We start from the raw sequence: 16,222 nt of genomic DNA on the forward strand, positions 1-16,222 counted from the left end.
GAGCCATTTCAATGGTTTGTGCGAGCGGGGCGATCCCCGCCGTGATGCCGGAAGGCGTTGAGCACCTCACCGACGAGGCAAAGGCCCTTGCGCAGGCGATCAGCGATCCCCGCCGTGATGCCGGAAGGCGTTGAGCACTCGGGGAAGCAGGACGCCACCGCGGCGTCGAAGGCCCAGCGATCCCCGCCGTGATGCCGGAAGGCGTTGAGCACACCGAGGTGGACGCGACGCGCGCGCCTGGGCTGTTGCGATCCCTGCCGTGATGCCGGAAGGCGTTGAGCACGCGTCGCCCGCGCCGTCGGCGAGCGTCCACGTGAGCGCGATCCCCGCCGTGATGCCGGAAGGCGTTGAGCACCAGGCGCGGGTGCTGGACGCGCTCAGGCGTCACGGGGCGATCCCCGCCGTGATGCCGGAAGGCGTTGAGCACCGGTTAGCGGCCTGGCCACGAGCGCGGCAAACGCGGCGATCCCCGCCGTGATGCCGGAAGGCGTTGAGCACCGTCAGCTCGCGCGGGCGCAGAGCGCGACCACGAGCGATCCCCGCCGTGATGCCGGAAGGCGTTGAGCACACGGCGAACAGACTCATACGCGCCCCTCCTCCAGCTGCGATCCCCGCCGTGATGCCGGAAGGCGTTGAGCACGCGATGGTGCCGGGCGTCGCGGGCACCCCAGCCTCCGCGGCGATCCCCGCCGTGATGCCGGAAGGCGTTGAGCACCAGCCAGAGCCAGATGCGCCAGCGGGTGCGACAGAGGCGATCCCCGCCGTGATGCCGGAAGGCGTTGAGCACGGCCGGCCGCGTGGAACTCCGCTGCCGGCGAGCGAGGCGATCCCCGCCGTGATGCCGGAAGGCGTTGAGCACTACCTCACCCGGAGCGGGTCGCGCGCGCGCATGGGCGATCCCCGCCGTGATGCCGGAAGGCGTTGAGCACATGATCTCGGACTTGTCCGCGCCGCGCCGGATCGCGCGATCCCCGCCGTGATGCCGGAAGGCGTTGAGCACGCACCGGAGATGCGCACGCCGGCGACGCACTCGACGCGATCCCCGCCGTGATGCCGGAAGGCGTTGAGCACCGGTGGCCGTCGAGCAGCACGCGCCGCAGGTCCTCTTGCGATCCCCGCCGTGATGCCGGAAGGCGTTGAGCACTTGCCACGCTGTAGACACTTGCCGCGCGCTGGGCTTGCGATCCCCGCCGTGATGCCGGAAGGCGTTGAGCACACGAACGATTGGAAAACCGCGCTGGCCGCGCAAGGCGATCCCCGCCGTGATGCCGGAAGGCGTTGAGCACCCGCTGGTCCCGATCCCGGTGAGCGTGCGCGTCCCGGCGATCCCCGCCGTGATGCCGGAAGGCGTTGAGCACTCGTAAATCGACCGCTGCGAGGGCACGATGTACGGACGATCCCCGCCGTGATGCCGGAAGGCGTTGAGCACACCACCTCCGCCACCCTCATCCAGCGCGCCGCAGAAGCGATCCCCGCCGTGATGCCGGAAGGCGTTGAGCACCGCCTCGCGGCGCCCCTCTCGATTCCCTCCATGGCTTGCGATCCCCGCCGTGATGCCGGGAGGCGTTGAGCACACCGCCCTGGCGATCACCTGCCGCTGCTGCCGCGGGCGATCCCCGCCGTGATGCCGGAAGGCGTTGAGCACTCCGCGAGCTGCGACGCGAGTTCCGGGCGCTGGAGGTGGCGATCCCCGCCGTGATGCCGGAAGGCGTTGAGCACTCGTGGTCCTGCGACGTGTCGGCCTGCGGGAGGAGCGATCCCCGCCGTGATGCCGGAGGGCGTTGAGCACTTGCCGCTCGCCGACGTCCTGATCTCGGTCGGCAGGCGATCCACGCCGTGATGCCGGAAGGCGTTGAGCACTTTTTCGCTGCCCTGAAGGCCGCGCTCACCGCCGAGGCGATCCCCGCCGTGATGCCGGAAGGCGTTGAGCACGACAACACCGCGTTCCTCTATGCGAGGGTTATCGGCGGCGATCCCCGCCGTGATGCCGGAAGGCGTTGAGCACCGGGACGGCCGAGCGAAGCCCTACCCGTTCTCCCGCGATCCCCGCCGTGATGCCGGAAGGCGTTGAGCACAGAGTGTAAAGAGTCAGGTTCGTGGGGTTCGATGTCGCGAACCCCGCCATGATGCCGGAAGGCGTTGAGCACACCCCCGCCGACGTCCGCGACCGCGCCGCGGCGCTGCGATCCCCGCCGTGATGCCGGAAGGCGTTGAGCACCTGGGAGCGGGGCGCTGCTGCTGGTGCTGATGCTGGGCGATCCCCGCCGTGATGCCGGAAGGCGTTGAGAACTTGAGTCCCTTCCGCTTCACGAGCGGCAGCGGGGGCGATCCCCGCCGTGATGCCGGAAGGCGTTGAGCACATGGCCACGCCGCGCCGCCGGGTCGAGGGATTCCCGCGAGCGATCCCCGCCGTGATGCCGGAAGGCGTTGAGCACACCACGGAGGACGGGGCGAGGCTCTCGCAGGCCCAAGTGCGATCCCCGCCGTGATGCCGGAAGGCGTTGAGCACTCGCTCGGCCTCGGGGAAGCGCTCTCCGGCGTCTCGCGATCCCCGCCGTGATGCCGGAAGGCGTTGAGCACTAGAGGGTGGTAGCGCGCCCGCCTGGAGCCGTTGGCGATCCCCGCCGTGATGCCGGAAGGCGTTGAGCACGTCGACTTCGCGATCACTGGCCTGCCGACGATCCAGCGATCCCCGCCGTGATGCCGGAAGGCGTTGAGCACCAGGCTACGCACGCCGCGACCCGGCCGCCACTGAGCGGCGATCCCCGCCGTGATGCCGGAAGGCGTTGTGCACCTGAGGCACGGGCAAAGTGCGACGAACTGCGCGAGCGATCCCCGCCGTGATGCCGGAAGGCGTTGAGCACAGCGACGCCGACGACACCCGAAACGAGCCGCTGGGCGATCCCCGCTGTGATGCCGGAAGGCGTTGAGCACCACGACGCTACCGCGGCGCGCGGCCAGCCGCTACCGCGATCCCCGCCGTGATGCCGGAAAACGTTGAGCACGTGGACTTGGCGCCACGACGTCGGCGTACAGAGCGCGATCCCCGCCGTGATGCCGGAAGGCGTTGAGCACGCATCCTGGAGCGGATGGCCAAGGAAGAGCGGAGGAGCGATCCCCGCGGTGATGCCGGAAGGCGTTGAGCACGTGTCGGCCTTCAGCAAGCCGGCCGAGAGCACCGCGCGATCCCCGCCGTGATGCCGGAAGGCGTTGAGCACGGCATGGAGCGCGACCGGTCCCAGGAGATCTGCGTGCGGTGCGATCCCAGCCGTGATGCCGGAAGGCGTTGAGCACTCGCCCGGCGTCCAGGTGAGGAAGGTGCGCGCCGAGCGATCCCCGCCGTGATGCCGGAAGGCGTTGAGCACATGACGGCGCGGTGCAGGAGCGGGCGCATCCGGTGCGATCCCCGCCGTGATGCCGGAAGGCGTTGAGCACAGACCCGCCGCGATGCTGCTGGCCGCGCTGTTCGTGCGATCCCCGCCGTGATGCCGGAAGGCGTTGAGCACGTTGCGTTGGCGGAGAGCGGCGGGCGCATCTCCGGGTGATCCCCGCCGTGATGCCGGAAGGCGTTGAGCACGTGCGGGACGTCGGCGGGTTCTTCTGCCTCTTCCCGCGATCCCCGCCGTGATGCCGGAAGGCGTTGAGCACAAGCCTCCGCCGTTGTTCATGCCCGCGGTTCAGCTGCGATCCCCGCCGTGATGCCGGAAGGCGTTGAGCACTCGCTCAGCGTGTTCTTCACACCGGCGGCGAAGGCGTGCGATCCCCGCCGTGATGCCGGAAGGCGTTGAGCACAACGCATACGACAGAGCCGCGCGCGCACTCCTCGGCGATCCCCGCCGTGATGCCGGAAGGCGTTGAGCACTCACACGGCGCGGTCACGCTCAGGTCACGCTCCGAAGGCGATCCCCGCCGTATGCCGGAAGGCGTTGAGCACCGTTGCGTGCGCGATGCGTTCTATGCATGGCTGGCCGCGATCCCCGCCGTGATGCCGGAAGGCGTTGAGCACTTCAGGCGCGGCTGGAGCCAGCGTCGCGCGAGTCGCGATCCCCGCCGTGATGCCGGAAGGCGTTGAGCACGCGACGGCGAGCACCACCGTCACGCCAACGATAGGCGATCCCCGCCGTGATGCCGGAAGGCGTTGAGCACCTCTCTCAGCCCACGCGCAATGAGGGCCACTTTTAGCGATCCCCGCCGTGATGCCGGAAGGCGTTGAGCACAGACCTCGGGCGTCGCCTCCGGCGAAATTCCCCTGCGGTCCCCGCCGTGATGCCGGAAGGCGTTGAGCACCACGCCTGCGCCCACGTCCGGAGCTCCATGCCGGGCGATCCCCGCCGTGATGCCGGAAGGCGTTGAGCACTACTTTCTGCTGGCGCAGCTGCGCATCGTCGTCGCGCGATCCCCGCCGTGAAGCCGGAAGGCGTTGAGCGCTACACGCGCGCGGCGCCCGTTGCTGGATCCGCCTGCAAGCGATCCCCGCCGTGATGCCGGAAGGCGTTGAGCACCGCCGCACACTCGAATGCCTCGTCAAAGTTCGGCGCGCGCTCCCCGCCGTGAAGCCGGAAGGCGTTGAGCACAACGGAGCGCCGCGCAGAGACCAAGCGGTCAGGCGCGCTCCCCGCCGTGATGCCGGAAGGCGTTGAGCACGAGACGCCGAGCGCCTCGGCGAGGTCCTTCACCGGGCGCTCCCCGCCGTGATGCCGGAAGGCGTTGAGCACATCGTGTTCTTCACCGAGAGCTGACCCTCCCCCACACGCTCCCCGCCGTGATGCCGGAAGGCGTTGAGCACGGTCCGCCGGGGGCCGCGGCGAGCTTCACGAGGAGGCGCTCCCCGCCGTGATGCCGGAAGGTGTTGAGCACAGGCGCATGATGTGCTGGACCCGCAGCTCCCCGGTGGCGCTCCCCGCCGTGATGCCGGAAGGCGTTGAGCACCTGACGATGTGCCACCCAGACCTGCGCTCGAGGCTGCCGGCGCTCCCCGCCGTGATGCCGGAAGGCGTTGAGCACCCGCAGGACGAGGCGGCGATGCGCGAGGCGCGGAGCGCTCCCCGCCGTGATGCCGGAAGGCGTTGAGCACCCGCAGGACGAGGCGGCGATGCGCGAGGCGCGGAGCGCTCCCCGCCGTGATGCCGGAAGGCGTTGAGCACCCGCAGGACGAGGCGGCGATGCGCGAGGCGCGGAGCGCTCCCCGCCGTGATGCCGGAAGGCGTTGAGCACTGGATGATCACCTCGGCCGGGTCATGCTCGAGGAGGCGCTCCCCGCCGTGATGCCGGAAGGCGTTGAGCACGACACCTTCCCGCTCGCCCCCCTCACCGACACAGCGCAGGCGATCCCGCCGTGATGCCGGAAGGCGTTGAGCACAAGCGCTTCGAGGAAGGCTTTCGCCTGCCACCTGGGCGATCCCCGCCGTGATGCCGGAAGGCGTTGAGCACTTCGAGATGGGTCGAGCCTCCCGATCCAGGAGCCTCGCGCTCCCCGCCGTGATGCCGGAAGGCGTTGAGCACTACCTGCCGCCGCTACTTGGCGTGGCGCACGCGGGCGCTCCCCGCCGTGATGCCGGAAGGCGTTGAGCACGCGCGCGCGGGGGAGCTGTACACGGAGGCGGAGAAGCGCTCCCCGCCGTGATGCCGGAAGGCGTTGAGCACCCGACGACGTGCGCGTGAGTGGGAGGGAAGCGGCAGCGCTCCCCGCCGTGATGCCGGAAGGTGTTGAGCACACCGCACCGGCCCCGCTCCTCGTGCCCTCGATCACGCGCTCCCCGCCGTGATGCCGGAAGGCGTTGAGCACAAGACGAGGAGGACTCACCGGACAGTGTGAGGGAGCGCTCCCCGCCGTGATGCCGGAAGGCGTTGAGCACTCGGACGAGCTGGCCCCGGTAGTGACCGCGCACATGCGATCCCCGCCGTGCCCGCCGTGATGCCGGAAGGCGTTGAGCACACGGAGCTGCCCGACGCTTGAGGAGGCATCATGAGCAGCGATCCCCGCCGTGATGCCGGAAGGCGTTGAGCACCCGACGATCGACATCATGAGCAGCATCGCGGCCCGGCGATTCCCGCCGTGATGCCGCAAGGCGTTGAGCACCCGCGCTACTTCGACGTCGAGACCTCGACGTCGATCGGCGCTCCCCGCCGTGATGCCGGAAGGCGTTGAGCACGATGATCTTCCGGGCGTGCTACGCGGAGCCCTCGTGCGCTCCCCGCCGTGATGCCGGAAGGCGTTGAGCATAGGGTGAAGGCATATAGCAATCGACCATGTTTCGTTATGTAACTTCCTGAAACTTGGCTCCGCGGCAGCCGATCTGTTCCATTGCGAGCTTTACCGGATCCGATACAATAAGAGCGACGAGCCAGCCCTCGATGCGAAAGAAGTGTGCGTCGCTTGGGACGCTCGCAGGATCGATCCGTAGCTTCGTGACCCCTCGGTACTGTCCAGCAAGATCGGCCCGGTGATCCCTCTCGGTCCACTTGGTGAACTCTGACCGGCTCTCGTCGAGGCACTTGACGACACGCAGCGCGTTGAGCACCTCGAACCCGACGTGCCCATGGATTCGTAGGGGAATTCGCTGGAGGTCGTCGCCAGCAACGGAGCCGATCGCTTGCGAAACCCGACGTGTAGCTACAGGGACAGCGAAGCTGGTCAGGGAAAAATCCAGAGGTATGCCAGGTCGAGAAATTGTTGCGATTGGGCTCCCCTGGAAAGCGCTCCCCGACCAGAATGGCGACTCCCAGCCGTCATCGGCAGTGATCTCTCCAATATGCCATCGCTGAGGAATGTTCACGTCGTCAACCAGCTCAAAGTAACGCATGTCACTGACCTGTGAGAAGGTTGTTTGTTGCACTCCCTGGTGTCATCGCCTCAGTTCGGATGACGGAAAGTTCGGCTTGAAAGGCTGTGGCGTATGCGTCCCCCGAGAGACCCTTTGTGGCGTCGAAGAATCGCTGGAATACAGCTTGATGATAAGCCTCGGGATGTGGTCCTGCATGACCTGGGACGGTCACCCGATTGGCGGCATCTTCCAGAGTCATTCCCGCTTTTCTGCGGGATGCGCGCGGGGCTTCGCCGGAGGTGGTGCAGGACGCTGCGGGAAGTGCGCGGGGCTTCGCTGTAGGCGGTGCGGGCGTGCCGCAAGGCGGACCCTCCTGTGCCCTCTACAAGGTGGCTTTCCCGGGGAGTGAAAGCGTGCTCAGCAGCAGTGCCTGCAATCCTGTCCGGGGAGGAGAGGGCGGACGTTGAACGATCGGCGGAGCAGCGCGTTTCAACCAAGAACCCTATCGAGGCCGTCTTTGAGAGCGGGTCGATTCTCGGGCGCGAAATCGACCACAAACCCGCCCTCGACGCCAAGAGCATCAGCAGCCTTCGCGTCGAGCTCGACTTCTAGCGAATCATGGGCCAGGGTCCACGAAACAATTCCCCCGTAGTGAGTCGATCCTTCCTCCGTGCACAGGCAATACGTATCTAGTCCGAGCTGTCGGTCCTGCTCGTTTGAAAGCAATGATTTCTGAATCTCAAGGCGCATCCCGCTGCCGTCGGATTGTTCAGCAAGTATGATCGCGTACGTGTTGAGGTCAGGGTCCTCTGCCACGGCCAACGCTTTCGCTTTGAATCTGCGCATTTTACTGTCCTCCCGCAGTCCAGTGCTGGTCCTTCCAGAGGTAGTGGATCTCCGCTCCAGAGGACGATGCCGCGTTCTTCATTGCACCCTTGCATGAGGGGCAGGGTGGGTACTGTCCCTGGATGATCATTGTGTCGCCGGCTTGAAGCGGAATTCGCGCAGCGCGCGCCTCCGTGTGTGTCGCCAATGATGACCTCGGGAAACCTAGCGCGGCTTCTTCAGTGGTCATTGCGCCACTTGATAGCGTGTCGGCGAATTTTATATGCCCGCGCCGATAGATCGTCACATCCGCGACATGCGGGGGCCGCCCAGAACCGAACGCTGCCCCCCTCGCCGTTCCCGCCGCAGCCGCGGATTCCTCGGCGAGCGTCCCGAGCCCTCTCCCCGCGCCGAACACGGTGGCCGCGCTGATGACTATCGTCTTCACCCCCGCCGCGCCGGCAGCGCGGTAGTCGTCCCGATCAATCGCGAGCGCCGTGTCCGCCGCTCCCCGCCCGATCTGGTAGAGCGGGTTGACGGCGTTCAGCGCGCCGACGACGCCGTCCTCCTCGTACCCGTCCCACACGGCGCGGCCCAGCTCGTACGTGCCGTAGCCCCCGAAGGTGAGCGCGCTCAGCACCAGCGACCGCGCGACGCCGAGCGCCAGCTCGCCCGTGCCCTCGCCGGCGCCGAGCAAGCCCTCGCCGACCACGCTGGCGGCGCTCGCGTGCTCCGGCGACGACGGCGCCGGCTGGGGCACGAAGCCCGCGCTGGTGCCGTAGACGCCGACGTCGACCGGCGGCACGGCGCCGCCGACCTCGGCGCCCGTGGCGTTGGCGTCGGCATCGGACCGCGCCTCGTGCTCCGGGAACCTGGCGACCACCAGCTCCTCGATCGGCGGCAGCCCGAGCTCGTCCGACGTGAACTCCGCGCCGGCCGCTCGCGATGACCCATCCCGGTCCTCCGGAACCGCCTCCTGAAAACCGCTCGGGTCGACGTACGCGAGCGGGTTGTTCAGCACGTAGCTGTAGGGGTTCCAGCTCTGGCCGAAGAGCGGCCTGGAGACGACCGGATCGGGCGTCGTGAACCTCCCGATCCTCGGGTCGTACAGCCGCCCCTTCATGTGGACGAGCCCGAGCTCGTCGTCGCTCCCGTGCCCGGTGAACCCGCGCGCCAGCAGCGCCGGCGGCGCCTCCGCTGCCGGCGCGCGCCGCCACGTCACCGGATCGCGGCGCGCGCCGAACGCGTCGTAGCTGCGCCGCTCCACCTCCTTGCCTGCGTCCTCGCCGCGCCCCTCGGTGAGCAGGTCGACCGAGCCGAGGTGGTCGACGTGGATGTACAGCGTCCGCGCCTCCTCGCCGGCCCTCTTCGTCAACACCGCCACGGCGCGCTCGCTGGAGCGAACCGTGTACCGATGCTCCACGGCGCCCGTCGCGAGGTCGGTGACCCGCTCGTACAGGTCGCCGGCATAGACCGTCTGCTCCGCGGGCGTGGTCTTTCTGATCCGCCGCTGATCGCCGTCGTAGTCGAGGTCGACCGTACCCGCCCCGCCAGCGAGCGTGATGGTCGCCGGCAAGTCGAACGCCGTGTACCAAATCTCCTCGACGCCCGGCCTCCGGATCTGGTTGCCCACGGCGTCGTACGCGAACACGTCGGCCCCCGCCGTCCTCACCGCGTGCGGGTGCTCCGGGTCGTACGTGTACTCGCCAACGTCGGGCTTCTCTCGGATGTTCCCGTTCGGCGCGTACGTCGTCCCGAACAGACAGAACCGCTCCTGCCGCGCGGCGCACGTCAGCCGATCGAGCCTGTCGTACCGGAAGTGCTCGGTCCTCTCCAGCCGGTCGTCGCGCCGCGAGGTGAGGTTGAGCCTGTCGTCGTACCCGTACCAGAGGTCCTGGAGCACGACGTGGTCCTTCATCGTGGCGACCCGGCGCAGCCGGCCTTTGGTCTCGTGGTACGACCGCTCCGTGGTCACCCCGTTGCCGAACTCCTCGGTCCGGATGCGGCCGGCGTCGTCTGTCTCCGTGAGCCGCCAGAACATCTCTCGGGAGCGCTCGTTCCGCAGGCCCACGAGATGGCCGTGCGCATCGAAGATGCGCCGCACCCCGAAGCGCCGCTCCCCCTCCGCCTGCGGGTACCAGAGCCGGAACGGACGGCCGTACACGTCGTAATCGACCGCGGTGGCGAACCGCTCGCCCTCGATCGCCAGCTCCTCCGCGCGCAACCTTCCCAGCGCGTCGTACCGGTACGTCGTCCTGTGCCCTTCAGGGCTCGCCACCTCGGCGAGCTTGCCCACCCCGTGCTCGGCCTCGTCCCAGGTCCAGGTCGTCGTGCCGTCGTCGTCGCTGCGCTCCACGGCCCGGCCGAGGTGGTCGTGCTTCCAGCTCACCTCTCGCCCGAGCGCATCCACCGTCGAGGTCCGCTGGCCGAACCCGTCGTAGTGCGCGACGGTGGTCCCGCGATCCGGGTCGATGTGCCGGCGCACCCGGCCGTATGCGTCGCGCTCGGTCGTCGTCTTCGCGCCGCCTGGGTCGGTGACCGTCCACAAGCCGCCGAACGGGCCGTACGCATACGACGTGACGCCCCCTTCCGGATCGACGATGCGCACCGGCCGCCCGAGCCCATCGTTCTCGATCGTGGTCACGCGCCCGCCCGGGCCTTCCACCTCCACCGTCCTGCCGAGATACCGGTAGCGCGTCTCCGCCCCCCACGCCGCGCGGTGCCAGGCGATCCGGCCCATCGCGTCGTGCCCGTACGTCTCGTCCTGCATCCGCTCGCGCGGCGTGCCCTCGGCCGCGGGCAGCGACCGCCGCGCCACGCGCTCGCCGCTTCGATCGAACGCGATCTCCTGCACCACGCGCTCCGCCGGCCCGTCGCCGGTGCGCGCCTTGTACGCCCACCCCCGGATCGGCCGCCCAAACCCGTCGAGCTCCACCGTCTCGTCGGCGCCGCCGTCGGTCCTGGTCCTGCGCAGCGTCTGCCACGCGTCGCCCCGCGGCCCGCCGTCGCGCGTGCGCGAGAGCGTCGCGCGCGTGGTCGTGCCGTCGGGCCGGCGCTCCTCGGTGATGCGCCCGAGGCCGTCGTGCGCCCATTGCGTCGCGAGGGCGTTCGGATCCACCACGGCCTCGAGCACCCCGTGGCCCGCGTCGTACCTCGTGTACGTCACGTGCCCTTCCGGGTTCCGCTGCGCGTACGGGAAGACTCCCTCGGCGTCGTACGAGACACATGCCTTCCGCCGCCCTCCGGAGGCGTCCTCCGCCCTCGTGTGGATCACGTTGCCGAACGCGTCGCGCGTGTACCGCACGCGGACCACGGTCTCCGGATCGCCGTCGTCGCTGCCCGCCGACTCGGTGCGCACGCGCCCGTGCCGGTCGTACGTGCGCGAGCTCGTGCGGCACTGCTCGATCGACAGCGCGCGGCTGCACTCCTGCTGCGTCTCCAGCAACCCGATGAGCCACGCGTCCTCGTCGTTCCGGAACGTCCGCTTCACCTTCAGCGTGAGGTCGACGCCCGCGGTCGACGTGCTCTCCTCCCGGACGTTGCCGAACGCATCCCACGCGCTCACGAGCCTCTCCGTACGGCTCAGGAGCTGCGCCGGCGCATACCACGACTCGCGAACGTACTCTTCCAGCGTCTTGCCGCTGTGCCGCCGGTGCTCGCCCTGCTCCCGCCGCTGCTTTTGATACACCGGCAGCGTGAAGTAGCTCTTGCCGCGGTTCGTCAGGATCGCGTGGATCAGCCGCTCGGTATACGAGAGCTCGACCCTGGAAACGCCCTTCTGCGACGGCTCGGGGGTCCACCGCCATTCCCGGACGACGTGACCCGCCAGGGGAAAGCTGCGGTCCAACGGATCGAACGTGACGTTGTCGAAGAACTCGGCGCTGCCCGCGCCAGAAGCGGCGTCGCGCACGATGCGCGCGCCGAAGCCGAGAAAGCCGCGGCCCAGCCGGTGGTACTTGCCGTTTCTGTAGGCCACCTGGAAGGTGCGCAGCCGATCCGCGCCGTTGTTCAGCGCATACCTGCTCACCACGCGCCGCGGCCCGAGCGCGCACCGCACCGGGTAATCGCACGCGCCGTCGCCCGGCTCGCCGGTGTCGTACCGGGGCAGGTACGTCCTCTTCTCGCCGCGCACGCCCGGCTCTGCGGCCGACAGGTGGCTGTACTCGATCTGCACCTTGGGCACGTGCGCCGCATCCTCCGGGTCGTACGCGCTCATGCCGTCGCTCACGGTCCACAGGAGGTCCTCCTCGTGCAGCCGGCTGCGGAACACCGTCAGCGCCTTGCCCACGGCCAGCACCACGTCCTGGTTGCCGTCGCCGTCCACGTCGGTGACGCGCGGCGCCCACGGGTGCGCGAGCGTGATCTCTCGGTCGACAAGCACCTCGCTCACGGGCAGGCGCGCGTCGGTCACCACGAAGGTCCCGTCGCCGGCGCTGCCCGTCGCCTGCAAGATCTTCCACAGGACAGGCCCGCCGGGCTCGCGCATCGGCATCAGCAGGTCCTGCCGCCCGTCGCCGTTGTGATCGATCGGCGCGGCCAGCTTCGCGAACGCGTCGGCGTCGAGCACGAACGAGGGCAGGCTGCTCACGCCGGCCGCGAAGCCGTCGCCCGTGTTGATGAACGTGCGCAGCTGGCCATCGTCGAAGCCCGTCTCCACCGCGTCCGGCAGCCCGTCGCCGTTCACGTCGAGCAAGATCACCCGCCCGCCGCTGCCGGCCTCGAGCACCGGCAGCCCCGTCGCGCGCTTCGTCCACTCGCCCGGCCGCACGAAGGACAGCGCGTCGAACGTGGTGCCGAACATGGTCCCGTTGCCCGTGATCGTCGCCTCGTAGACGAGCAGGTCGACCTTGCCGTCGCTGTCGACGTCGGCGAGGTGCATCTCGGCGTTGCAGGGGTGCCCGCGCAGCGCCGGGATCCGGCTCGGCTCCGGCTCGAAGCCCGACGCCGCCGGACGCCACAGGTGCAGCGTCCACTCGGTGAACACGCTCCCGGTGTCCTCGCACTGGAGCAGGTCGGCGACGCCATCGCCGTCGACGTCGGCGAGGTGCGCCGAGGCGTTGCGGCTGTTCAGATCGAGCGGCGGCGGGGCGCCAATCCCGAACTTGCGCCGGATTCCGGTGCTTTTCCGCCGGAACGTCCCCTCCGGCGTCGCCAGCAGCACGTGCCAATCGGAATACCGGCCATGGACATCGTGCAGGAAGACATCCATCCTCCCGTCGTCGTTGTAATCGATCGGCGTGCCGAGCTCCGGCTGGACCGGTGACGGCGGCGCGTGATGCATCTCTTGATGCGCGAGGGCGAGCGCGCCGAAGACCGAAGGGCCCCCTTCGGCCATGCGGTTCGGCGCGACGAAGAAGTTCGTGATGGGATTATCGTCGTCGACCGGCAGGTCCAGATCCGTCGTCACGAGGTCGTCGCGCCCGTCGCCGGTCGCATCCATCGTCATCAGGCTGCCGCGCTCGGACTCGGGCACCCGCAGCCGCGTCCCCACCTCCGCGAACCCCGGCCCCGTGCCGTGATGCCACCGGAAGCGCGTCGCCGGCTTGCACCTGCCGTCCGCCGCGCACTCCCGCACCGCATCGAGCAGACGCCGTCCGGTCGCCGGCCCGCTCGTGTACGAGAAGCGGTACTCCCGCACGAGCGCGCCGCCGGGACCGAGCATCCGGAGACGATCCAGCTGAAGCGAGCTCCGCAGCACCATCCCCCGCGAGTACAGCACGCGCCCGGCGCCCGGCCGCCGCGGGGCATACACGAACTCGACCGCTCGTGTCGCCGCCGCCCGCGGGTGCCCCGTGTACTCGATCCGCCGCGGCGCGTGCTCGACCGTGTAGCCCTCGCTCGCGCTCGTCTCGTTCTGGTAATGGAAGTCGATCGTATTGCCGCTCCGATCGCTCACCCGCGTCACCGACCACGCGCGGATGACGCCCCCCTTCGCGAGCACCTGCCCGCTCGGCTCCCCGCCGTACTCGAGGATGCGCCCCGCCCGGGTGAACACCCGCCATCGCTTCGGCCCTCTGGTCCGGTCCCACCCGCCCTCGTAGCTCGCGATCACCCGCGCGAACGTGTCCGGGACCGTCCGGTACTCGACGACCTCGCCGCCTCCGCCGACCTCCACCAGCCGCTTGCCATCGAGGCAGAGCGCGTCGCCCTCGTCGTACCGCACCGCCCGGATCTCGCCGTCCTGCGCGAGGTTCCGCGGACACCGCATCACCGCCGACAGCCCGGTCACGGAAAACCCCACGCCGAGCACGCCCTCACCCGATGCGCTGTCGTACTGCACCGCGAGCTCAGGCTCCATCCCCGCGCGCCCCGGCGGCACGGCGAGCGGAATCGTGTACGTCGCCTCTCCGGTGCTCGTCACCCCGAACGACCCGGCGATCGCGCCTGCCTCGACCGTCGCCGAGTGCGGCAGCTCTGCCGGAAATGGCGGCGCCGTCTCGTCGGGCTCCGGGCAGGGCGCGTCCGGCAGCTCCAGCAACGAGGCGGGTATCCGCGGCGAATCCGAGCACGCCGTCACGGCGAGCACGCACGCCGCGGCGAGCAGCGCTGCCAGGAGCCAGCGATGCGTGCGCCTCCGCGGACCACGAGGGCCGCGAGACCGCCACGGCACACAGGGCGACACGCTGACGGCAAGAGATGATCCGGCGCTCATTTGCAATGCTCTCCCTGGAAGCGCGCCGCTCCCGTATCTCCGGTATGGGATGCGATCAACCTCGCTCGCGGCTGGCGAACGCCGAGACGACGGAATGGACGTCGAAACTCCGTCCCGTCCCCACGAGCGCTCCGAGGAACGTCGGCGCGCTGGCGTGAGGCGCGCTCCACGCGCGCGATGAGCGATCGCCGAACAAACAGCGTCCGGTCACGCCGGCAGCGTCGCGCCGCATGCGCCGAGCTCGCCGACGCTCGCGACCCACGGAGATCGTCCTCGGCGTTCACGCGCACCTCTCGCCCCGCCGTGTGCCCGACCGTCGGCCGCGCGCCCCTCTGCTACCCTCGCGGGATGGACCGCCACCGCTCGCTCCGCATGACCCTCCTCCTCGCCGCCGGCGCCGCCGGCTGCTCCAGCGCGAAGAGCCGCGACATCGCGGTCGTCACGCTCGCCGAGCCGCAGGCCACGGCCGACGACGCCGGCGCCGCGGACGACCCGGCGGCGCCCGCGCCCCGGCCGCAGCGCAGCGCGGGCTGGATGCAGGAAGCGGACGGCACCGTCCACCGCGCGTCGACGGTCCGCTGCGACGCGACCATCGCGCAGCGCGCGTGCGCCGGCACCGAGCGATCGTTTCAATGCAGGACCGACGCCGACTGCACGCAGGGGCCGCGCGGCAAATGCGTGAGCTCCTTCGGGCAGATTGGCCCCTATTGCGGCTGCGAGTACGCCTGCGAGACCGACGCCGAGTGCGGCCCGTCCGAGGTGTGCGTGTGCAAGGGGACTGGCGCGCTCCGGGAGGAGCACTCCGTCTGCGCGAAGGCCCTCTGCGCGGTCGACGCGGATTGCCCTGGCAGCACCTGCGGCCTGTCGGCGTACTTCAACGGGTGCTGGGAGCAGGTCACGCTCGCCTGCAGGACCAAGGACGACGCTTGCCAGAGCGACGCCGACTGCGCGCCCGACGCGAACCCGGGGGTCGCCTGCGTCGTCCCCGACATCGAGGGAGAGAGCGCGCGCTGGGAGTGCGCCGGGATCTCCTGCGCCATCGGCCGCCCCCTCGTCGTCGAGGGAGCGCCGCGCGCCGCGCAGCGCGCCGCGCGCGACGACTGGCGCGCGCCCGCGGCGTCCACGGAGCTCGACGTCGCGTCGCTCCCGCCCGAGGTGCGCGAGCGCGCGGCGGCGCACTACGCCGCCGTCGCCGCGCTCGAGCACGCGTCGATCGCGAGCTTCGCCCGCTTCTCCTTGCAGCTCCTCGCGCTCGGCGCGCCGGCCGCCCTCGTCGGCGAGGCGCACCGCGCCGCGCTCGACGAGCTGGAGCACGCGCGCCTCGCCTACGACATCGCCTCGCGCCTCGCGGGCCGGGCGATCGGCCCGGGGCCGCTGCTCGAGGCGGCCACGGCGCCCGTCGGCGCGGGCGTCGCGGAGGTGGTGGAGGCGCTCGTCGAGGAGGGCTGCGTCGGCGAGACGCTGGGCGCCGCCGAGGGCCGGGAGCTCTCGCGGATCGCCGCGGACCCGGCGCTCGCGGCCGCGCTCGCGCGCATCGCCGCCGACGAGGAGCGGCACGCGGCGCTGTCGTGGAGGGCGCTCTCGTGGATGCTCGCGGCGTTCGGCGAGCCGGCGCGCGCCGCGGCGGAGCGGGCGTTCTCCCGCGCCGCCGCGCGGTTCGCGGTCGACCCGGCGCCGGGGCTCCTCGCGCACGAGGCGCTCGGCCTGCTCCCGGCGCACGCGCTCGGGGCGCTGCGCCGCGAGGTGCTCGCCGAGGTCGTCGCCCCCTGCCGCGCGGCGCTCCCGGGGCTGTCGCGCGACAACGCTCCTGCCGCCCCGTCGAGCTCGCCGCGGGGCGCCTCGGCCTGACGGACGCCGAGCGCGCGCGCCGCCGCGACGGGAGCTCCGATGACGCGCGCCGCGGGGCGACATCATGAGTCGCCTGACAGCGCTGTAGCCGGAGCGGCGATGTCCCATCCGCGACGGCAGAATGGAGCGCGCA

The 16,222-nt window shown here is 70.3% G+C and carries 4 protein-coding genes, 1 pseudogene and 2 CRISPR repeat arrays; of the genes and pseudogenes, 1 reads left to right on the top strand and 4 read right to left on the bottom strand.

The genetic code is table 11. The features are described from left to right. Positions 1-29: 29 nt before the first annotated feature. A CRISPR array of direct repeats spans positions 30-3,863; the repeat unit is 36 nt; unit sequence GCGATCCCCGCCGTGATGCCGGAAGGCGTTGAGCAC. A gap of 107 nt (positions 3,864-3,970) precedes the next feature. Continuing rightward, positions 3,971-6,223: direct repeats of the CRISPR family, unit length 36 nt; unit sequence GCGATCCCCGCCGTGATGCCGGAAGGCGTTGAGCAC. 34 nt (positions 6,224-6,257) lie between these two features. From WMF33_RS49325 to WMF33_RS49340, 4 genes and pseudogenes are all read right to left on the bottom strand, one after another. Continuing rightward, entirely contained in the window at positions 6,258-6,803 is a 546-nt protein-coding gene (locus WMF33_RS49325) for an imm11 family protein (RefSeq protein ID WP_437335068.1), read from the bottom strand. A 1-nt stretch (position 6,804) separates the two neighbouring features. Further along, positions 6,805-7,029: pseudogene (locus tag WMF33_RS49330) on the bottom strand (AHH domain-containing protein); the annotation flags it as partial. A 224-nt stretch (positions 7,030-7,253) separates the two neighbouring features. Then, positions 7,254-7,610, bottom strand: a complete 357-nt coding sequence (locus tag WMF33_RS49335) for an Imm10 family immunity protein (protein ID WP_437335069.1) — start codon at positions 7,608-7,610, stop codon at positions 7,254-7,256. Between the two features lies 1 nt (position 7,611). After that, entirely contained in the window at positions 7,612-14,067 is a 6,456-nt protein-coding gene (locus WMF33_RS49340) for an FG-GAP-like repeat-containing protein (protein WP_437335070.1), read from the bottom strand. Positions 14,068-14,589: 522 nt separating this feature from the next. On the opposite strand from WMF33_RS49340, the gene WMF33_RS49345 reads away from it, so the two are divergent. Next, positions 14,590-16,089 (top strand): ferritin-like domain-containing protein, encoded by a 1,500-nt coding sequence (locus tag WMF33_RS49345; protein ID WP_437335071.1) that lies wholly within the window; start codon positions 14,590-14,592, stop codon positions 16,087-16,089. Positions 16,090-16,222 lie beyond the last annotated feature (133 nt).

It is taken from the genome of Sorangium sp. So ce394 (genome assembly GCF_051474665.1).
GTDB classification, from domain to species: Bacteria; Myxococcota_A; Polyangia; order Polyangiales; family Polyangiaceae; genus Sorangium; species Sorangium cellulosum_D.